Annotated in this window: 17 protein-coding genes; 9 read left to right on the forward strand and 8 right to left on the reverse strand. The window is 67.2% G+C overall.

From position 1 onward, the window contains the following. The first annotated feature begins 48 nt into the window (after window positions 1-48). A complete protein-coding gene (locus LGM71_RS14145; protein WP_124624267.1) occupies window positions 49-1332 on the forward strand; it encodes a 4-aminobutyrate--2-oxoglutarate transaminase in 1284 nt (427 codons plus the stop codon). 100 nt (window positions 1333-1432) lie between these two features. Beyond that, window positions 1433-2902 carry an NADP-dependent succinate-semialdehyde dehydrogenase gene (gabD, locus tag LGM71_RS14150; protein ID WP_059449015.1) on the forward strand — a complete coding sequence of 490 codons (1470 nt, stop codon included), beginning with the start codon at window positions 1433-1435 and terminating at the stop codon, window positions 2900-2902. Window positions 2903-3019: 117 nt separating this feature from the next. Here the strand turns inward: gabD and LGM71_RS14155 are convergent, their stop codons facing one another. After that, window positions 3020-4564: a PAS domain-containing methyl-accepting chemotaxis protein gene (locus tag LGM71_RS14155; RefSeq protein ID WP_226115184.1), complete on the reverse strand. Its 1545-nt coding sequence runs from the start codon at window positions 4562-4564 to the stop codon at window positions 3020-3022. Window positions 4565-4968: 404 nt separating this feature from the next. Further along, window positions 4969-6513 (reverse strand): PAS domain-containing methyl-accepting chemotaxis protein, encoded by a 1545-nt coding sequence (locus LGM71_RS14160; protein WP_226115185.1) that lies wholly within the window; start codon window positions 6511-6513, stop codon window positions 4969-4971. 536 nt (window positions 6514-7049) lie between these two features. Here LGM71_RS14160 and LGM71_RS14165 point away from each other — a divergent pair. Beyond that, window positions 7050-7529 carry a DUF523 domain-containing protein gene (locus LGM71_RS14165; protein ID WP_413226885.1) on the forward strand — a complete coding sequence of 160 codons (480 nt, stop codon included), beginning with the start codon at window positions 7050-7052 and terminating at the stop codon, window positions 7527-7529. A 97-nt stretch (window positions 7530-7626) separates the two neighbouring features. On the opposite strand, the gene pcaF is transcribed toward LGM71_RS14165, so the two are convergent. Then, window positions 7627-8829, reverse strand: a complete 1203-nt coding sequence (pcaF, locus tag LGM71_RS14170; protein ID WP_059599074.1) for a 3-oxoadipyl-CoA thiolase — start codon at window positions 8827-8829, stop codon at window positions 7627-7629. Between the two features lie 227 nt (window positions 8830-9056). Here pcaF and LGM71_RS14175 point away from each other — a divergent pair, with 227 nt between their 5' ends. Continuing rightward, window positions 9057-9845, forward strand: a complete 789-nt coding sequence (locus tag LGM71_RS14175) for an IclR family transcriptional regulator (protein WP_059599073.1) — start codon at window positions 9057-9059, stop codon at window positions 9843-9845. A gap of 91 nt (window positions 9846-9936) precedes the next feature. Here LGM71_RS14175 and LGM71_RS14180 read toward each other — a convergent pair whose 3' ends face one another. Then, window positions 9937-11268 carry an MFS transporter gene (locus LGM71_RS14180; protein WP_226115187.1) on the reverse strand — a complete coding sequence of 444 codons (1332 nt, stop codon included), beginning with the start codon at window positions 11266-11268 and terminating at the stop codon, window positions 9937-9939. 56 nt (window positions 11269-11324) lie between these two features. Next, a complete protein-coding gene (locus LGM71_RS14185; RefSeq protein WP_057925661.1) occupies window positions 11325-12515 on the reverse strand; it encodes a M20 aminoacylase family protein in 1191 nt (396 codons plus the stop codon). Window positions 12516-13025: 510 nt separating this feature from the next. Here LGM71_RS14185 and LGM71_RS14190 point away from each other — a divergent pair. Further along, complete coding sequence (locus tag LGM71_RS14190; protein ID WP_124624312.1) at window positions 13026-13604, forward strand: peroxidase-related enzyme; 579 nt, start codon at window positions 13026-13028, stop codon at window positions 13602-13604. A 128-nt stretch (window positions 13605-13732) separates the two neighbouring features. Here the strand turns inward: LGM71_RS14190 and LGM71_RS14195 are convergent, their stop codons facing one another. Together LGM71_RS14195 and LGM71_RS14200 are read right to left on the reverse strand one after the other, a co-directional pair. Then, window positions 13733-14608 carry an SDR family NAD(P)-dependent oxidoreductase gene (locus tag LGM71_RS14195; protein ID WP_124901679.1) on the reverse strand — a complete coding sequence of 292 codons (876 nt, stop codon included), beginning with the start codon at window positions 14606-14608 and terminating at the stop codon, window positions 13733-13735. A gap of 199 nt (window positions 14609-14807) precedes the next feature. Further along, window positions 14808-15386, reverse strand: coding sequence for a TetR/AcrR family transcriptional regulator (locus LGM71_RS14200; RefSeq protein ID WP_226115188.1), 579 nt, complete (start codon window positions 15384-15386; stop codon window positions 14808-14810). A 202-nt stretch (window positions 15387-15588) separates the two neighbouring features. Here LGM71_RS14200 and zwf point away from each other — a divergent pair, with 202 nt between their 5' ends. Beyond that, window positions 15589-17064 carry a glucose-6-phosphate dehydrogenase gene (gene zwf, locus LGM71_RS14205; protein WP_124624320.1) on the forward strand — a complete coding sequence of 492 codons (1476 nt, stop codon included), beginning with the start codon at window positions 15589-15591 and terminating at the stop codon, window positions 17062-17064. A 101-nt stretch (window positions 17065-17165) separates the two neighbouring features. Here the strand turns inward: zwf and LGM71_RS14210 are convergent, their stop codons facing one another. Next, window positions 17166-18110 (reverse strand): LysR family transcriptional regulator, encoded by a 945-nt coding sequence (locus tag LGM71_RS14210; RefSeq protein WP_226115189.1) that lies wholly within the window; start codon window positions 18108-18110, stop codon window positions 17166-17168. A gap of 101 nt (window positions 18111-18211) precedes the next feature. Here LGM71_RS14210 and LGM71_RS14215 point away from each other — a divergent pair, with 101 nt between their 5' ends. Genes LGM71_RS14215 through LGM71_RS14225 form a run of 3 tightly spaced genes read left to right on the forward strand, consistent with a single transcriptional unit; the run spans window position 18212 to window position 20745 of the window. Continuing rightward, a complete protein-coding gene (locus LGM71_RS14215; RefSeq protein WP_059528553.1) occupies window positions 18212-19414 on the forward strand; it encodes an MFS transporter in 1203 nt (400 codons plus the stop codon). Between the two features lie 28 nt (window positions 19415-19442). Continuing rightward, entirely contained in the window at window positions 19443-19766 is a 324-nt protein-coding gene (locus LGM71_RS14220; protein WP_124624323.1) for a MoaF-related domain-containing protein, read from the forward strand. A gap of 16 nt (window positions 19767-19782) precedes the next feature. Beyond that, the gene (locus LGM71_RS14225; protein ID WP_226115190.1) at window positions 19783-20745 is read left to right on the forward strand and encodes an LLM class oxidoreductase; all 963 of its coding nucleotides are present in this window, start codon (window positions 19783-19785) and stop codon (window positions 20743-20745) included. The last annotated feature ends 111 nt before the right edge of the window (window positions 20746-20856 follow it).

The following is a 20856-nucleotide window of genomic DNA, read 5'->3' on the forward strand; positions in this document are numbered from 1 at the left end:
AACGCGGCCGTTTTTTATCCCACCGGACAGAACATCAAGGAGATGACCGTGAAGAATGCCGACCTGCAGGCCCGCAAGAACGCCGCCACCCCGCGCGGCGTCGGCGTGATGTGCGATTTCTACGCAGCCCGCGCCGAAAACGCGGAGCTGTGGGATGTCGAAGGCCGCCGCTTCATCGATTTCGCCGCCGGCATCGCGGTGCTGAACACGGGCCACCGCCACCCGAAGATCGTCAAGGCGATCGCGGATCAGCTGAACAGCTTCACGCACACCGCTTACCAGATCGTCCCGTACGCGTCGTACGTCGAGCTGGCCGAAAAGATCAACGCGCGCGCACCGGGCGACTTCCCGAAGAAGACCGCGTTCTTCACGACCGGCGCCGAAGCCGTCGAAAACGCGATCAAGATCGCGCGCGCGGCGACCGGCCGTCCGGGCGTCATCGCGTTCTCGGGCGGCTTCCACGGCCGCACGATGATGGGCATGGCGCTGACCGGCAAGGTCGCCCCGTACAAGCTGAACTTCGGTCCGTTCCCGGGCGACGTGTTCCACGCACCGTACCCGAACGCGCTGCACGGCGTGACGACGGCCGACTCGATCAAGGCGATCGAGATGCTGTTCAAGGCCGACATCGATCCGAAGCGCGTCGCCGCGATCATCTTCGAACCGGTCCAGGGCGAAGGCGGCTTCAACCCGGCGCCGGCCGAGTTCGTGCGCGCGCTGCGCAAGATCTGTAACGAGCACGGCATCCTGCTGATCGCCGACGAAGTCCAGACGGGCTTCGCGCGTACCGGCAAGCTGTTCGCGATGCAGCACTACGACGTGCTGGCCGACCTGATCACGATGGCGAAGAGCCTCGCGGGCGGCATGCCGCTGTCGGGCGTCGTCGGCCGTGCCGACGTGATGGACGCGGCAGCCCCCGGCGGCCTCGGCGGCACGTACGCGGGCAACCCGCTGGCCGTCGCCTCGGCGCATGCGGTGCTCGAGATCATCGACGAAGAGAAGCTGTGCGAACGCGCGACGCAGCTCGGCGACGTGCTGAAGGCGAAGCTGAATTCGCTGCAGGCCGACGTGCCGCAGATCGCCGACGTGCGCGGCCCGGGCGCGATGATCGCGGTCGAGTTCCTGAAGCCGGGTTCGGGCGAGCCGGACGCGGAATTCACGAAGCGCGTGCAGGCGCGTGCGCTCGAGCGCGGGCTGCTGCTGCTCGTGTGCGGCGTGTACTCGAACGTCGTGCGCTTCCTGTTCCCGCTGACGATCCCGCAGGCCGTGTTCGACGAAGCGCTCGTGATCCTCGAGGAAGTGCTGAAGGAAACGGTCGGCGTGCCGGCCTGAGTGCCCGTCCGCTTCAACTGAATGGGCCGCCGCCGTCGTGAAGACGGCGGCGGTCGTTTTCATCCGTCCTTATCCGTCCTTTTCAAAGCAGGCGAAGCATATGAGCACTGTTCAGGAAACCCTGGCACTGAAAGACCCGTCGCTGTTCCGTCAGCAGGCGTACGTCAACGGCGAATGGCAAGGCGCGGCGAACGGCGAGTCGTTCGAGGTCCGCAACCCGGCAACCGGCGGCCTGCTCGGCACCGTGCCGGCGATGGGCGCGGCCGAGACGCGCCACGCGATCGAAGCCGCGAACGCCGCATGGCCGGCGTGGCGCAAGAAGACCGCGAAGGAACGCGCGGCGATCCTGCGCAAGTGGCACGACCTGATGATGGAAAACGCCGACGACCTCGCGCTGATCCTGACCACCGAGCAGGGCAAGTCGCTGGCCGAAGCGAAAGGCGAGATCGGCTACGCGGCATCGTTCCTCGAGTGGTTCGCGGAGGAAGGCAAGCGCGTGTACGGCGACACGATCCCGACGCCGGCGAGCGACAAGCGCATCGTCGTGACGAAGGAAGCGATCGGCGTGTGCGCGGCGATCACGCCGTGGAACTTCCCGGCGGCAATGATCACCCGCAAGGTCGGCCCGGCGCTCGCGGCAGGCTGCCCGATCGTCGTGAAGCCGGCGGAAGCCACGCCGTTCTCGGCGCTCGCGATGGCCGTGCTGGCCGAGCGCGCGGGCGTGCCGGCCGGCGTGTTCAGCGTCGTCACGGGCGACCCGAAGGCGATCGGCGGCGAACTGACGTCGAACCCGATCGTGCGCAAGCTGTCGTTTACCGGCTCGACGCCGGTCGGCCGCCTGCTGATGTCGCAATGCGCGGCGACGGTCAAGAAGGTGTCGCTGGAGCTCGGCGGCAACGCACCGTTCATCGTGTTCGACGACGCCGATCTCGATGCGGCCGTGCAGGGCGCGATCGCGTCGAAGTACCGCAACAGCGGCCAGACGTGCGTGTGCACGAACCGCTTCTACGTGCATGAAGCCGTGTACGACCAGTTCGCGCAGAAGCTCGCGGCGGCGGTCGGCCAGCTGAAGGTCGGTCGCGGCACGGAGCCGGGCGTCACGCAAGGCCCGCTGATCAACGAAGCGGCCGTGCTGAAGGTCGAGGCGCACATCGAGGACGCGCTCGCGAAGGGCGCGACCGTCGTGACGGGCGGCAAGCGCCACGCGCTCGGCCACGGCTTCTTCGAGCCGACCGTGCTGACGGGCGTCACGCCGGCGATGAAGGTCGCGAAGGAAGAGACGTTCGGGCCGCTCGCGCCGCTGTTCAAGTTTGGCAGCGACGACGAGGTGATCCGCCTCGCGAACGACACCGAGTTCGGTCTCGCCGCGTATTTCTACAGCCGCGACATCGGCCGCGTGTGGAAGGTCGCCGAGGCGCTCGAATACGGGATGGTCGGCGTCAACACGGGCCTGATCTCGAATGAAGTCGCGCCGTTCGGCGGCGTCAAGCAGTCCGGCCTCGGCCGCGAAGGCTCGCACTACGGCATCGACGATTACGTCGTGATCAAGTACCTCTGTCTCGCCGTCTGACGGTTCGGGGCCGGTCGCGTCCGTGACCGGCCCTGACCGCCCGGCCGGAGCCGGGCGGTCACGACGCGGGCCGGTGCCCCCTCTCCGCCGCGCCCGCGTCACCTCCCTCCGCCGCCTTCAACGAAACACGTTCACCGCATCGACGAGTCGCGTCGCCTGCTGCTTCAGGCTTTCCGACGCCGCCGCGCTCTGCTCGACCAGCGCCGCGTTCTGCTGCGTGATGTTGTCTAGATGCACGACCGCCTGATCGACCTGCGCGACGCCCGTGCTCTGCTCGGCCGTCGACGAGCTGATCTCCGCGATCAGGTCCGACACACGCTTCACCTGCGTGACGATGTCCTCCATCGTCCTGCCCGCGCCGTCGACGATCCGTGCGCCCGATTCGACCCGCTCGACGCTCGCGCCGATCAGCGTCTTGATCTCCTTTGCCGCGTTCGCGCTGCGCTGCGCGAGCGCCCGCACCTCGCCGGCGACCACCGCGAAGCCTCGCCCCTGATCGCCCGCGCGCGCCGCCTCGACCGCCGCGTTCAGTGCGAGGATGTTGGTCTGGAACGCGATGCCGTCGATCACGCCGATGATGTCGGAAATCTTGCGTGAACTGGCCGTGATGTCGTTCATCGTCGTCACGACCTCGCTCACCGCCTGCCCGCCTCGCTCGGCCGCCTCGCTCGCGGAAACCGACAACTGGTTCGCCTGCAGCGCCGTCTCCGCATTGCTCGACACCGTGGCCGTCATCTCGGCCATCGACGCGGCCGTCTGCTGCACGCTGGTCGACGCCTGCTCGGTGCGCGCGCTCAGGTCGTTGTTGCCCTGCGCGATCTCGTTGCTCGCGCGCTGCACGTTGTGCACCTGCTCGCTGACGTCGTCGACGAGCCAGCGGAACATCAGCCCGAGCTGATTGATCGTGCGCAGCGTCATGCCGATCTCGTCGACGCGGTTCATCGCCACGCCGGTACGGCTCTCGCCGGACGCGACGCGCAACGCCTGGTCGCGCAGCTGCATCAGTGGACGCGCGATCTGCGCATCGAGCCACAGGCCAGCGGCCACCGACACGCCGGCCGTCGCGGCGGCAAACGCCGCGAGCCCGCCGCCGGCCAGCCCGCATGCCCAGCCCGCGCCGACGACGGCCGACGCCAGCACGCACAGCGTCGAATGCACGCGTGCGCGCACCGACATCGTCTGGAACAGCGACGCGACGCGCATCAAGCCGGTCCGGACGATCAGCCCCTTGTGGAACCGGCGATTGCCCGCCTTGCCTTCGCGGAACGCGCGATACAGCGCGTCGGCCGCGGCGATCTCGTCACGCGACGCCTTCGTGCGCACCGACATGTAGCCGGTCGGCTGCCCGTTGCGCATCACCGGCACCGTATTCGAACGGACCCAGTAGTGATCGCCGTTCTTACGGCGATTCTTAACAAGCGCGGTCCACGGTTCGCCGTTCTTCAGCGTCGCCCACATGTCGGCGAACGCCTCCTTCGGCATATCCGGGTGCCGCACGACGTTGTGCGGCTGGCCTTCGATCTCCTCGGGGGAAAATCCGCTGACCTGGATGAACGCGGCATTCGCGTATTTGATGTAACTGTCCGCGTCGGTGGTCGACATCAGCGTCGCGTCATCGGGGAATTCGAATTCGCGTTGCGTGACAGGCTGGTTATTGCGCATGGTGTGGAGTTCCCGGTTGCGGATCTTGCGTCCGCTTGTGGATTGGATCGAGACCGTACGCATCGCGGTCGTCCCGCATGCGTTCGATCACACTCCTGCGCTTTCGGCAAATCTGACGAAAACATTATGCCGACCACGGGTAAATATGCATTAATTTCGCACCATCTTGATTCAGCCGAAAATTTTGTTTACAGGTGAATCAAAAAAACCGTCTTATCAAATACTTGGCCGCGAATTGTCTGATTAATGTAAACATATCCTCCGCCCGGATCAGCGAATAAATCCGGGCTCGAAGATGAGAATTCTTCTCGTTCTATATATTCGAATCGAATCGAATCGAATCGGAACGCCGGGATTTAACCAGCTCGCCGCGACGGAACGCGCAGGCGCCCGCCCCCCGCCGATTATCGAAACACGTTCACCGCATCGACGAGCCGCGTCGCCTGCTGCTTCAGGCTTTCCGACGCCGCCGCGCTCTGCTCGACCAGCGCCGCATTCTGCTGCGTGATGTTGTCCAGATGCACGACCGCCTGGTCGACCTGCGCGACGCCCGTGCTCTGCTCGGCCGTCGACGAACTGATCTCCGCGATCAGGTCCGACACACGCTTCACCTGCGTGACGATGTCCTCCATCGTCCTGCCCGCATCGTCGACCCGCCGCGCGCCCGACTCGACCCGCTCGACGCTCGCGCCGATCAGCGTCTTGATCTCCTTCGCCGCGTTCGCGCTGCGCTGCGCGAGCGCCCGCACCTCGCCCGCGACCACCGCGAAGCCGCGCCCCTGTTCGCCCGCGCGCGCTGCCTCGACCGCCGCGTTCAGCGCGAGGATGTTGGTCTGGAACGCGATGCCGTCGATCACGCCGATGATGTCGGAAATCTTGCGCGAACTCGCCGTGATGTCGTGCATCGTCGTCACGACCTCGCTCACCGCCTGCCCGCCTCGCTCGGCCGCTTCGCTCGCGGACACGGCGAGCTGGTTCGCCTGCAGCGCGGTCTCGGCATTGCTGTCGACGGTGGCCGTCATCTCGGCCATCGACGCGGCGGTTTCCTGCACGCTCGACGCGGCCTGCTCGGTGCGCGCGCTCAGGTCGTTGTTGCCCTGCGCGATCTCGTTGCTCGCGCGCTGCACGTTGTGCACCTGCTCGCTGACGTCGTCGACGAGCCAGCGGAACATCAGCCCGAGCTGATTGATCGTGCGCAGCGTCATGCCAATCTCGTCGACGCGGTTCATCCGCACGCCGCGGCGGCTTTCGCCGGTCGCGACGTTCAGCGCCTGGTCGTGCAGCCGTTTCAGCGGACGCACGATCTGCGCATCGAGCCACAGGCCAGCGGCCACCGACACGCCGGCCGTCGCGGCGGCAAACGCCGCGAGCCCGCCGCCGGCCAGCCCGCATGCCCAGCCCGCGCCGACGACGGCCGACGCCAGCACGCACAGCGTCGAATGCACGCGTGCGCGCACCGACATCGTCTGCGGCAGCGACAGGATCCGCATCAACCCGGTCCGGACGATCAGCCCCCTGTGGAACCGGCGATTGCCCGCCTTGCCTTCGCGAAACGCGCGATACAACGCGTCGGCGGCGGCGATCTCGTCGCGCGGCGCCTTGGTGCGCACCGACAGGTAGCCGCGCGGCACGCCGTCGCGCATCACCGGCACCGCGTTCGCGCGCACCCAGTAGTGGTCGCCGTTCCTGCGGCGGTTCTTCACGAGCGCGGTCCACGGTTCGCCGTTTTTCAGCGTCGCCCACATGTCGGCGAACGCCTCCTTCGGCATATCCGGGTGCCGCACGACGTTGTGCGGCTGACCGACGAGTTCGTCGTTCGAGAAGCCGCTCACGTATTCGAACGTCGTGTTCGCATACGTGATGATGCTGTCGGCATCAGTGGTCGACATCAGCGTGACGTCATCGGGAAATTCGAATTCTTGTTGGGTAACAGGTTGGTTGTTGCGCATGCAAGGCTCCGAAAGGCGGATCCGTCTGCGGGATCCGCGCGGCGCGAAAATCACGCTCAGTAGCCGAAAAACGGTTTATCGCTTTACGACGGTCTCGTCCTTACTGTCGGCAACCACCGGGAAATCCTTAGTCCGAAAGCGCATGAAATATCGGATTCCATCATCAACATGATTTCGATCAAGTATTCCAGCGATAATCGCGTCCAGCGCTTCGCGGATACAGCCCGATGCTTGGTGGGATTACGTCGGGCGACGCATCGGTTCAGACAACCATTGCACACAGCGAAACGATTCGGCCTGATCGACTCCATTCAGCCGGCATATGAATTCGACGAAATAATCCGGCGATCAATGGAATCGGTCGTGTCGGAATGCGGTGGCGGACGTGCCGCTCGGCGCGAGATCATCCGTCATCCGTACGCGCGCGAACGCAACCCGTGCGTAGAATTTCCGCTCGCTCACCACCACCGCCCGCTCGGAGAACGACATTGCAGAACGCGTCGCCGCCACCCGCCTCGCCGAAGATCCTCGTCAGCATGTGCGTGCTCGGTCACCCCGTCCGTTACAACGGCTCGGCGAAGACCGCCGCGCACGAAACGCTCGCACGATGGCAGCGCGAAGGGCGCCTGGTGCCCGTGTGTCCGGAACTGGCAGGGGGATTGAGCGTGCCGCGTCCGCCCGCCGAAATCGCCGACGGGGAATCAGGGCAACGCGTTCTGTCGGGTGCCGCACGCATCGTCGACGTGCACGGCACCGACGTGACGGCGCCGTTCGTCGACGGCGCGCGCACCGCGCTCGCGCTGGCACGCGCGCACGACTGCCGCTACGCGATCCTGGCGGACGGAAGTCCGTCGTGCGGAAGCAGTTTCATTTACGACGGGCGTTTTGCGGGCCGGCGGCATGCCGGCGCCGGTGTGACGGCGGCGCTGCTGCGCCAGCATGGCGTCGAGGTGTTCGCGGACACCGAGATCGACGCGCTCGTCGCACGCCTCGCGCAACGATCGCAAGCTGAATGACGATGTGGCCGGCACGTTGATCGCGTGCCAGCCACATCGTTTGGAGAGGGAACCCGGTCAAGCGGCGTGAACCTCGCCGCGTGACCGGATGACGCGATCAGACGCGCTCGATCGCGATCGCGATGCCCTGGCCGACGCCGATGCACATCGTGCACAGCGCGAAGCGGCCGTTGGTGCGATGCAGCTGATACATCGCGGTCGTCACGAGGCGCGCGCCCGACGCGCCGAGCGGATGGCCGAGCGCGATCGCGCCGCCGTTCGGGTTCACGCGAGGATCGTCGTCGGCGACGCCCAGCATGCGCAGCACCGCGAGGCCCTGCGACGCGAACGCTTCGTTCAGCTCGATCACGTCGAACTGGTCGATCGTCATCCCGAGCCGTGCGAGCAGCTTCTGCGTGGCCGGCGCGGGGCCGATACCCATCACGCGCGGCGCGACGCCGGCCGTCGCGATGCCGAGCACGCGTGCGCGCGGCGTCAGGCCGAAGCGCTTCGCAGTGGCTTCGTTCGCGAGCAGCAGCGCGGCGGCGCCGTCGTTGACACCCGACGCGTTGCCGGCCGTCACCGAGCCGTCCGGACGCACGACGCCCTTCAGCTTCGCGAGCGTTTCGAGCGACGTTTCGCGCGGATGCTCGTCACGCGAAAAAACGACCGGATCGCCCTTCTTCTGCGGAATCGTCACCGGGACGATTTCCTCGGCGAGCGTGCCGTCCTGCTGCGCACGCGCGGCCTTCTGCTGGCTGCGCAGCGCGAACAGGTCCTGGTCGGCGCGGCTGATGTTGTAATCGACCGCGACGTTCTCGGCCGTCTCCGGCATCGAATCGACGCCATGCAGTTGTTTCATCAGCGGATTGACGAAGCGCCAGCCGATCGTCGTGTCGTAGATGTCGGCCTGACGCGCAAATGCGCTGGCAGCCTTGCCCATCACGAACGGCGCGCGCGTCATGCTTTCGACGCCGCCGGCCACCATCAGCGCGGCTTCGCCCGATTTGATCGCACGCGCGGCCACACCGACCGCGTCCATCCCGGAACCGCACAGGCGGTTGATCGTCGAACCCGGCACGCCCTCCGGCAGACCCGCGAGCAGCGCGGACATGCGCGCGACGTTGCGGTTGTCCTCACCGGCCTGGTTCGCGCAGCCGTAGATTACGTCGTCGATCGCCGTCCAGTCGACGTCGCGGTTACGCTCGACGAGTGCCTTGAGCGGCACCGCGCCGAGGTCGTCGGCGCGCACGCCGGACAGCGCGCCGCCGTAACGGCCGATCGGGGTACGAATCGCATCACACAGAAAAGCTTCGGTCATCAGTGTCTCCGGTCTCATGCAAGGCTGGGAAGTGAATGAAACGCGCCCCTTGCATTGCCCGCCGGGATGCGCCTAAATGTTCTATATACGAACATAAGATCGTGTATCGAACGTTCAGAGCATCATAGGGAGTGCGGGGACGACCTGTCAAGCGCCCGGTCCGCGGTGCGGTTGGCGTGTCAGGCCCCATGCGCTATCTTCTCGGCTGCACGACAATCCGACCGTTCATGACAACCGAAGACATCCAGACGAAACCGGGCGACTCCTATGTGCAGTCGTTCGCACGCGGCCTCGCGGTGATCCGCGCATTCGACGCCCAGCGCCCGGAGCAGACGCTCACCGAGGTCGCCTCGGCCACCGGGCTCACGCGCGCCGGCGCGCGCCGGATCCTGCTGACGCTGCAGACGCTCGGCTATGTCGAGGCCGACGGCCGGCTGTTCCGGCTCACGCCGAAGATCCTCGAACTCGGCTTCGCGTATCTCACGTCGATGCCGTTCTGGAATCTCGCCGATCCGGTCATGGAGCAGCTGTCCGCGCAGATCCACGAAAGCTGCTCGGCCGCCGTGCTCGACCGCACCGAGATCGTCTACGTGCTGCGCGTGCCGACCCGCAAGATCATGACGATCAACCTGTCGATTGGCAGCCGACTGCCCGCATACTGCACGTCGATGGGCCGTGTGCTGCTGTCCGCGCTCGACGACGCGGCGCTCGACGAAACGCTCGCGCAGAGCGGCATCCGCGCACACACGCCGCGCACGATCACCGACATCGGCGAGCTGAAGGCGACGATCGCACAGGTGCGCCAGCAAGGCTGGGCCGTGGTCGACCAGGAACTCGAAGTGGGCTTGATGTCGATCTCGGCGCCGATCCGCAACCGGCGCGGGCAGGTGATCGCCGCGATGAACATCAGCGGCAACGCGCAGCGGCACACCGCGAAGCAGATGGTGAAGGAGTTTCTCGGGCCGCTGCAGCAGGCCGCGCAAACGGTGTCGGAGCTGGTGGCACGGCGCGGATGAGCGAAGGGGCGCGCGTCGTACCTGAGGGTGGTGCGCGGGCGGTAAGCGCGTATCGCCGCTTGCCGCCCGTCGTGCCGCGCCATGCTTTGCGTCAGTCCATCGAATCCCGCGCCGTCTCGCGCAGCATCGCGACCGCGATCAGCGACAGCACCACGCACGCGGCCACGTAGCCGGCCGGCGCGAGCTTGCTGCCCGTCGTCTTCACGAGCCAGGTCGCGATCAGCTGCGCGGTGCCGCCGAAGATCGTCACCGCGAGTGCATACGCGATCGAGATGCCCGTCGCGCGCACGTGGCGCGGCAGCGATTCGCACATCAGCGCCATTTCGGATGCCGAACCGAGCGAATAGAACAGCAGCATCAGCGCGGTCAGCGGCAGGATCACCGGCAGCGTCGGATGATGGTTCATCAGCCAGAACGCCGGGAACAGCAGCAGGACCAGCACGCCGCGTCCGACGAAGATCGGCAGGCGCCGGCTGCCGAGGCGGTCCGACAGCCAGCCGAACAGCGGACACGTCACCAGCATCACGCAACCCGACGCCACGCCGACGAACATCGACAGCTTCATCGGCAGCCCGAGCGTATGGATCGCATAGGTCGGCATGTAGAACGTCAGGATGTAGGTCGACACCGTTCCGCCCATCACCGTCAGCATCAGCAGCAGCACCGTGCGCGTGTGCTGCGAGAACAGCTCGCGCAGCACACCGCGTTCGATCCCGTGATGGCTGTCGCCGGGCGCATCGTCCGCGAGCCGGCGGCGCAGATACATGCCGACCGGCGCGATCAGCACGCCCACGAGGAACGGCAGGCGCCAGCCCCAGCCCTCGAGCGCGTCCTTCGTCAGCGTGTTCGACAGCAGCGCCGCGAAGCCCGACCCCATCAACGCCGCGCCGCCCTGCGTCGCCAGCTGCCAGCTCGCGCGGAACGCGCGGTGCGACGTGCCGCCCTGCTCGATCAGCGTGGAAGTCGCCGCGCCGAACTCGCCGCCCTGCGAGAAGCCCTGCATCAGCCGCGCGCAGACCACCAGCAGCGGCGCGGCCACGCCGGCCTGCGCGTAGGTCGGCGCGATCGCGATCAGGCCGGTGCCGAGCGCCATCAGCATGATCGTCAGGTTCAGCGCGGCCTTGCGGCCCTTGCGGTCCGCATAGACGCCGAGCACGACGCTGCCGAGCGGCCGCGTGAAGAAGCCGGCGGCGAACGTCGCGACCGACAGCAGCAGCGACGTGGTCGGATCGCTCGACGGGAAGAACAGCTTGCCGATCAGCACCGCGAAAAAGCCGTACACGGTGAAATCGAAGAACTCCAGCCAGTTGCCGATCACGGCCGCCGCGATCGCGCCGCGCTTCGTGACGGCCGGTGCGCCGCGCGCATCGGTTTCGGCAGCCCCCGTCGACGCGGGGTGCAGCGCGAGATGGTCTTTCTGCATCGTTCGTTTCTCCTCTCAATGCGGCCGGAAGCGCCGGCCGCGCGCCGCCGCCGGGGTTACTGCCCGAGGTATCGCTCGACCAGACGCGTCCAGAACGCCGCGCCGATCGGCAGGTTGCGATCGTTGAAGTCGTACTTCGGGTTGTGCACCATGCAGCCGTCCTCGCCTTCGCCGTTGCCGAGCCGCACGAACGAGCCCGGCCGCTGCTGCAGCATGAACGCGAAATCCTCGCTGCCCATCAGCAGGTCGGCCTGCTCGACCACGTGCGCGTCGCCGACCAGCTCGCGCGCGACCTGCGCAGCGAAATCCGTTTCGGCATCCGTATTGACGACGACCGGATAGCCCTCGATGTACTCGACGTGCGCGGTCGCACCGTAACTCGCGGCCTGCGACTCGGCGAGCTCGACGATGCGGCGCTTGAGCAGCGCGCGCACGTCGGGGCTGAACGACCGCACGCTGAGTTCGAGGCGCGCGCCGTTCGGGATCACGTTGTTCGCGGTGCCCGCGTGCATCGAGCCGACCGTGACGACCGCCGGCTGCGACGGGTCGACGTTGCGCGCGACGATCGTCTGCAGCGCCATCACGATGCTCGCCGCGACGACCACCGGGTCGACCGTCAGGTGCGGCCGCGCCGCGTGGCCGCCGACGCCCTCGATCGAGATGATCGCCTTGTCGCCGGCCGACATGAACGGGCCGCGCCGCGTGAGGAACACGCCGGGCGCCGCGCCCGGATGGTTGTGCATGCCGAACACCGCATCGCACGGAAAGCGCTCGAACAGGCCGTCGTCGATCATCTTCTTCGCGCCGCTGTCGACGCCGTGCTCCTCCGCTGGCTGGAAATACAGGTGCACGGTGCCGGAGAAGTTGCGCGTCTTCGCGAGGTGTTGCGCGGCGCCGAGCAGCATCGTCGTGTGGCCGTCGTGGCCGCATGCGTGCATCTTGCCGTGCGTGCCGCTCGCGTACGGCAGGCCGGTCGCCTCCAGGATCGGCAGCGCGTCCATGTCCGCACGGATGCCGATGCTGCGCGTGCCGTCGCCGACGCGCAGCGTGCCGACCACCCCCGTCTTGCCGACCCCGCGCGTCACTTGCCAGCCCCATTGCTCGAGCTTGTCCGCGACGAGCGCGGCCGTCTCGTGCTCCTCGTACGCGAGCTCCGGATGATGGTGAATGTGATGGCGAATCTCGCGCAGCCCGCCGGCGGCGGGCATCAGATCCTCGATTTCGGTGAATCGGACGTCGGTGGTCATCAAGCGGCTCCTGCTGATCGTCAGCGTGTCAGCCGCACGCGAACGGTTGCGTGCGGGAAAGCGAGCCACTATAGCGAGCCGATATCGGTTCAATAAGATGCGGAATTTTTCACCGCGATAAGATTTATTAATCAGGGTTAATACGGGCACGGCGGAGGCCACTTCGCGTCCCGATCTCGTCGACGCTTGCGTGATGACCCTCGCAAACAAGCGCTGCTGGAGATTGCGTCTACCGGCTGCGTGGCCTCGGCACGAAAGGCATGAATTGGCCGAACGATCAAAAGAAAAACGCGGGATGAAAAGAAGTAATTTTCTTTACAATCATGGCCTTGGACCATCACGCAGGGAAGCACGTCATCCCGCGCGCCGACGAACCGATCGGCGACAAGATGCGCAGCCGCATCGTCGTGGACGTCAGCGCACGACGCCGGCAACGGCCATCCGTCGATTCGATTCAGGCCGGCGGCTCGTGCGTCGAGACCGCGCGTACCACTTTATCCAGGAGACCTCATGACCGCTGCAGACAACGCGCCCGTCAGCCGCTTCCCCGTGCCGGCACTCGAAGACCTGCCCGACGACATTCGCGAACGAATCGCGACCGTCCAGGAGAAATCGGGCTTCGTCCCGAACGTATTCCTCACGCTCGCGCATCGCCCGGACGAGTTTCGCGCGTTCATGGCATACCACGATGCGCTGATGGACAAGCCGGGCAACCTCACCAAGGCCGAACGCGAGATGATCGTCGTGGCCACCAGCAGCGTGAACCAGTGTCAGTACTGCGTGATCGCGCACGGCGCGATCCTGCGCATTCGCGCGAAGGATCCGCTGATCGCCGACCAGGTCGCGACCAACTATCGCAAGGCCGACATCACCGCGCGACAGAAGGCGATGCTCGACTTCGCGATGAAGGTTTCGCAGACCGCGCACCAGGTGGGCGAAGCGGACTTCGATACGCTGAAGTCGCATGGCTTCACCGACGAGGACGCCTGGGACATCGCGGCGATCTCGGCGTTCTTCGGGATGTCGAATCGCATCGCGAACGTGACAAACATGCGGCCCAACGCGGAGTTCTACGCGCTAGGGCGCTGAGGGCGGCCGGCAACGGCGATCGTGATCGAAGACCGGCGTGCATGCGACCGGGCGTCATCCGGTCGCCGCGCGTCGGCGAGGCGTCGGCGCGGCGCTCGAGCGAACCCGCGATGCCCCGGCTCCCAGACTCACCCGACCTTCTTCAACGCCTGCAGTCCCTCCGGCAACTTCGCGTCCGGGAACATCGTCGACAGCGTCGTATCGCGCCACCGCGCCGCCTCCTCTGCACGCTGCGCTTCCGCCTGCTCGCACACGAACAGCGCATCGCCGCCGAGCAGCAGACGCATCGGCACGTCGTCGCGACGCGACAACTCGACGATCAGCTTCGCGATCCGCGCCGGATCGCCGACCTCGTGGCCGCCGTACGCGCCGAGCAATTCGAGAATCTTCCCGACCGACGGCTGATAGTCGGGCAGCAGGCCGTCGACCTCGCGCTTCGCCTGCGCGGCCCATTCGGTGCGCATCCCGCCCGGCTCCAGCGTGCAGACGCGCACGCCGAACGGCGCGACTTCCTTCGACAGCACGTCGCTGAACCCGCCGACCGCCCACTTCGCGGCCTGATACGCGGACAGGCCGGGCGTCGACGTGCGCCCGCCGACCGACGACACCTGGAAGATGTGGCCCGCGCGCTGCGCACGCATCGTCGGCAACACCGCGCGCGTCAGGTTGACCACGCCGAACAGGTTCGTTTCGATCTGGTCGCGGAAGTCATCGGCGCCGATCTGCTCGAACGGCGCCGTATGACCGTAGCCCGCGTTGTTCACCAGCACGTCGATGCGGCCGAACGCGTCGCGGGCAGCCGCTACCGCGTGCGCGGCCGCCGCTGCGTCGGTCACGTCGAGTTCAATCGGCAGCAGCCGGTCGCCGTACCGTTCTTCCAGATCCGCGAGCCGCGCGGGATCGCGCGCACCGGCCGCCAGACGATCGCCCGCCGCCAGCACCGCTTCCGCGATCGAGCGCCCCAGGCCGCGTGCGGCCCCTGTTACCAGCCAGACTTTCGACATTTTCCACTCCTCGACAAGGTTGAAATCACAAAATGAATGATTACTCACTCATTAATACAGGCGCTGAAACGGTGACTTTCACCGTGCCGCGCCCTGCCTGAAACCGCCTTCCGCCGCGGCGGATGCGCCCGAACCGAACGCGCCGCCAATCACCCGTCTCCTGCCGTCCGCCAGGCAGCCCGCCCGGCGAGCCGTCCACTCATACTGCGTGCAACACGGCCCACAGCGCACGAAACCCCGCTTCCCGGTATCCGTCGGCCAGCGCCGGAGCGCGCGCGATCGATTCCATCGCCGTTTCCGCGATCGACGTGAACAGCGCCGCGCAGAACGCGTGCGCATCGTCGGCCTTCAGCCCGCCCGCAGCCGCAACCTGCGCGCGCAGCAGCGAGCTGATCGCGCCGAACCCTTCGGCCCCCGCCGCGCGATGCGCGTCGTCGATGCGGCCGCTCACGCCTAGCTGCTGCAGCGCGCGGCGCCCGTCCGGATTCGCGACGCCCCACGACACATAGCCGTTCCACGCATGCCGCATCGCCTGTTCGGCCGGCGCGTGTTCCGGAAACCCGGTCATCATCGCCTCGCGCATGTCGGCCTTCAGGCTCAGGTACAGCGCATTCAGCAGCGCATCCTTGGTCTCGAAATAGGTAAACACCGTGCCTTCCGCGACGCCGGCGAGCCGGGCAATGCGCGCGGTGGTCGCGATCGCGCCGTCCTCCGCGAGCGCGCGGGCGGCGGCGGCGAGGATGGCGTCGTGCTTGTCGGGACTGCGCGGTCGGGCCACGTTCGATTCCTTTAATGAGTGAGCGCTCAATCATAATCGCGGCATGCGTGCCATGCAAGTGCTGTTACGACACGGGAACACATACACAATCGATCAAAAGCGTGCACTATTAGCGTTTTCACGTACTGGCGCGCCAACGCACCGGCGCCCGGCGCTTCGACGTTCGTTCCACGCTCACACCGCTTCAGACCGCGATCCACTCATGACGAATAAGCCCAACCAGACCGAAGCCGACCAGCCCGTCGACATGATCATCTTCGGCGGCGGCGGCGACCTGGCCGCCCGCAAGCTGTTGCCCGCGCTGTACATGGCGCACCTGCACTGCAACCTGCCGCCGGAGACGCGCATCATCGCGGTCGGCCGGCGCGACTGGGGCATCGACGGCTATCGCAAGTTCATGGACGAGCAATCGCGCCCGTTCATCGACGACAAGGCGTTCAACGCCGACGCATGGGCCCGCTTCCTCGACCTGTTCAAGTACGTGCTGATCGACGTGAACGCGCCGGAAGACTATGCGCGCCTCGCCGAAGCGGCGCGCACCGACGCGATCCACGTGTTCTACCTGTCGACGTCGCCGGAGCTGTTCACGACGATCTGCGACAACCTGTCGGCCGCGCACCTCGTCGATGCGCGCTCGCGCGTCGTCCTCGAAAAGCCGCTCGGCCACGATCTCGCGTCGGCGCAGGCGATCAACGATGCGGTCGGCAAGCATTTCGCGGAATCGCAGATCTACCGGATCGACCATTACCTCGGCAAGGAAACCGTGCAGAACCTGATGGTGCTGCGCTTCGGCAACCCGATCTTCGGGCCGCTGTGGCAGGCGCCGAGCATTCGCAGCGTGCAGATCACGGTGGCGGAGACGGTCGGCGTCGGCAGCCGCGCGGGCTTCTACGACCATACCGGCGCGCTGCGCGACATGGTGCAGAATCACCTGCTGCAACTGCTGTGCATCGTCGCGATGGAACCGCCGGTGTCGCTCGACCCGGACGCGGTGCGCGACGAGAAGCTGAAGGTGCTGCGCTCGCTGCGGCCGATGGCGCTGTCGGACGTCGCGCGCGACACGGTGCGCGGCCAGTACACGGCCGGCGCGGTCGACGGACAGCCGGTCAAGGGCTATCTCGAGGAGGACAACGTCCCGGCGGACAGCCACGCGGAAACCTTCGTCGCGCTGCGCGCGCACATCAACAACTGGCGCTGGGCGAACGTGCCGTTCTTCCTGCGCACCGGCAAGCGGCTGCAGCGCCGCCAGTCGGAAATCGTGATCGAGTTCGCGGACATGCCGTTCTCGATCATCCCGAGCGGCCCGCGCCACTACAGCAACCGCCTCGTGATCCAGCTCCAGCCGGAAGAGTCGATCCAGTTGCAGATGCTCGCGAAGGAGCCGGGCAGCGGGATGAAGATGGTGCCCGTGAGCCTGAACCTCGACCTGCAGCAGGCGATTCCGGAGCGGCGCGCGGAAGCGTACGAACGGCTGCTGATCGACGTGATCCGCGGCCGCCTCACGCACTTCATGCGCCGCGACGAGCTCGAAGCCGCATGGTCGTGGGTCGAACCGATCCTCGACGGCTGGAAGCAGCTCGGCGATCGCCCGCGCCTCTACACCGCGGGCACGTTCGGACCAGCGGCATCGTCGGCGCTGCTGGCGCGCGACAACATGTCGTGGTCTGAGGAAGCGTAAGCCTTGCACGACGGCGTGCCCGCGGCGCAAGCGCCGTGCGGCACGCCGGGTGACGCCGGCGCCCGAAGCCGGTCGCCCGCGTCCCTTCCAGCGCGCCGCCGTTACAGCGGCCCCATCCACGCAGCCTTGCGCCGCGTCGCCCCATCGCTGCCGCTGCTCCCGCCGCCCAGCACCTCGATCATGTAATCGACGAACGACGCGATCCGCGATGAGATCGCAGTGTTCCGGTAATACACCGCGTTGATCGGCTGCTCGACCTCGAGCGTCTGCCGCGCGAGCACCTGCACGAGCCGGCCGGCCTCGCGATCCTGCGCGGTCATGAAGTCCGACAGGCACACCACGCCCGCACCCTCCAGCGCGAGCTGCCGCAGCGTCTCGCCGCTCGACGACCAGATGCCGGGCTCGATGCGGCTCGGCTCGCCGTCCGCGCCGAGGATCGGCCACACGTTCAGCGATTCGGGCTGCGTGAAGCCGAGCAGCGTGTGCTTGCCGAGATCCTCCACCTTGCGCGGCTGGCCGTGCGCTTCGATGTACGCGGGGCTCGCGAGGATGCGCAACCGGCTGTTGCCGATCCGCCGGCTGTGCAGCGTCGAATCCTTCAGGCGGCCGATCCGGATCGCGACGTCGGTGCGCCGCTCGAGCAGGTCGATGATCCCCTCGTTGCTGTTCAGCTCCAGCTCGACCTTCGGAAAGCGTTCACGGTAGCCGCGCACGAGCGGCACGATCACATGCAGCATGAACGGCGTCGCGGCGTCGACGCGCAGCCGCCCCGACGGCATCTCGCGCCGCGCGAGCATCTGCTCCTCGGCGTTCTCGACCGATTCGATGATCGCGCGCGCATCCTGCAGGAATGCGCGCCCCTCTTCGGTCAGTTCGAGCCGGCGCGTGGTCCGGCGCAGCAGCGTGGTCTTCAGCTTCTCCTCGAGCCGCGCAAGCGTGCGGCTCGCCGCCGACACGGTGACGTCGAGCTGCTGCGCGGCGGCGGTGATCGAACCGGTGTCGACCACGGCGGCAAAGGCTTGGAGTTCGTCGAGCGTGATTTTCATTGTTGACCTGAAATCAAAACAATTTGGTTTATAGACCAGTTTTTCAGCAAAAGTAAAGGCGGCACACTGCGATCCATTCTTACTGGAACCTGGATCCCGCCATGCCACTCGCCCTGCTTGCGCTGACCATCAGCGCCTTTGCCATCGGCACGACCGAATTCGTGATCGTCGGGCTGATCCCGACGATCGGCGCCGATCTCGGCGTCAGCCTGCCGTCGGCCGGCCTGCTCGTCAGCCTCTACGCGCTGAGCGTCGCGATCGGCGCGCCGCTCCTCACCGCGCTCACCGGCCGCGTGCCACGCAAAACGCTGCTCGCCGCGCTGATGGCGCTGTTCACGATCGGCAACCTCGTCGCCTGGCAGGCGCCGGGCTACGAATCGCTGATCGTCGCGCGCGTGCTCACCGGCCTTGCGCACGGCGTGTTCTTCTCGGTCGGCTCGATCATCGCGACCACGCTCGTGCCGAAGGACAAGGCCGCCAGCGCGATCGCGACGATGTTCAGCGGCATGACCGTCGCGTTCGTCGCCGGCATCCCGCTCGGCACCTTCATCGGTCAGCACTTCGGCTGGCGCGCGACGTTCCTGATCGTCGCGCTGTTCGGCCTCGTCGCGTTCCTCGGCGCCGTGGCCTTCGTGCCGCGCGGCCTTCCGCGGACGCCGCCGGCGCCGCTCGCCCGTCAGTTCCGCGTGCTGGCCCAGCCGCGCCTGCTGCTCGTCTATGCGATGACGGCGGTCGGCTACGGCGGCTCGCTGATCGCGTTCACCTACATGGCACCGCTGCTCGAACAGATTGCCGGCTTCACGCCGTCGCAGGTCAGCCTCGTGCTCGTCGGCTACGGCGTGTCGGTCGCGTTCGGCAACGTGTGGGGCGGCAAGCTCGCCGACCGCGTCGGCCCGGTCAAGGCGCTCAAGCAGATCTTCCTGCTGCTCGCGATCGTGCTGCTCGCACTGACCTTCACGGTGCACGTGAAGTGGCTCGCGGTGCTGACGATGCTCGCGTGGGGCGCGGTCGCATTCGGCAACGTGCCGGGCCTGCAGGTGTACGTCGTCAAGCAGGCGCGCCACTTCGCGCCGGACGCCACCGACGTTGCATCGGGCTTCAACATCGCCGCGTTCAACCTCGGCGTCGCCGGCGGCTCGTCGCTCGGCGGCCTGATCGTCGCGAACGTCGGCCTCGGCCACACGCCGTGGATCGCCGCCGTCGTCACGCTCGGCGCGTTCGCGCTGACCGCGCTGAGCGGCCGCCTCGATCGCGGCCAGGGCCTGCCCGAACGCACGGCCGAACCCGTCGAACTCGCCCATTGAACGTCACTTTCTGCAGGAGCCGCACAGCATGAACGCATCGACCCGACGTCCGCCGTTCGCCGGCAAGACTTTCGAAGTCCGTTACGACGGCCTCACCGCCCTCAACGCGTACGACGAGGACGGCCTCCACATGCGCTACGAGATCACCGAGGGCGCGTACGCCGGCGCGACGGGCGAAGTCGCCTTCACGTGGCAGCACGTCGCCGGCGAGACCTACGCGATCTCGTGGCAGGAAGCCGACCGCGCGACGGTCGTGCACCTCGACGATTTTGCCGCCGGCACGTCGCGCTCGTTCTTCACCGCGTCGTCGCTCGACTTCTACCGGCTCGAAGGCAGCCTGCGCGCGATCTGAACGGAGACGCCCGACCATGTCCACTTCACTCGACAAACTCGCCGAAGGCGGCTTCACCATCGGCATCGAACTGCCGCTCGACAACGACTGGTCGCCGGCCGGCGACGCGAAGCGCCAGCATGACGGCCGCCGCCCCGGCGTGCCCGACCTGGAAATCCACGCGGAGCTCGCGCAACTGGCCGACACGCTCGGCTTCCGCGCGCTCTGGGTGCGCGACGTGCCGGTGTACGACCCGTCGTTCGGCGACGCCGCGCAGGTGTTCGAGACCTTCTCGTATCTCGGCTACCTCGCCGGCATCACGCGCGACATCCTGCTCGGCACGGCGGCCGTCGTACTGCCGCTGCGCGAACCGCTGCTGACGCTGAAATCGGCCGCGACGATCCAGGAACTGAGCGGCGGCCGCCTGCTGCTCGGCGTCGCGAGCGGCGACCGGCCGGTCGAATATCCGCTGTTCGGCCGCGACTTCGCATCGCGCGGCGCCAACTTCCGCGACCAGATCGCGCTGCTGCGCGACGGCGCGCGCGCGCATCTGCCGCCCGGCCTCGACGTGCTGCCCGCCGCGCGCTCGACGGTGCCGCTGCTCGTCGCGGGTCTCGCGCAGCAGACGCCCGCATGGATCGGCGAGCACATGGACGGCTGCCTCGCGTATCCGGGCACGCCGGCCGATCACCTGCAGCGCGTCGCGAACTGGCGCGCGGTGGCCGGCAACAAGCCGTACGTGAGCTTCATCCACCTCGACCTCGCGGAAGATCCGCACGAGCCGCTGCAGCGGCACCGCTTCGGCGCGCGCGCCGGACGCATCGCGCTGACGGAGGAACTCGCAGCGATGCGCGCCGCCGGCGTGCAGCACATCGGCCTGCATTTCCGCCGCAACCGCCGCCCGCTCGACGAGACGCTGGCCGAGATCGCGTCGGACGTGCTGCCGGTGTTCCATGCGAATGCCGCGACCGATGCGAACGCGCTGACGGGCGCCGCCTGAGGCCGCCACGCCGCCAGCCAGCGGGATCCACGACCGATATTTGACTTGAAATCAAATATTTTTGACCTCTAAAGGCGTTTATCTCATCAGTCCAGGACGCCAGAATGATTT

This window comes from Burkholderia sp. AU33545 (assembly GCF_020419685.1).
Taxonomy (GTDB): Bacteria; Pseudomonadota; Gammaproteobacteria; order Burkholderiales; family Burkholderiaceae; genus Burkholderia; species Burkholderia diffusa.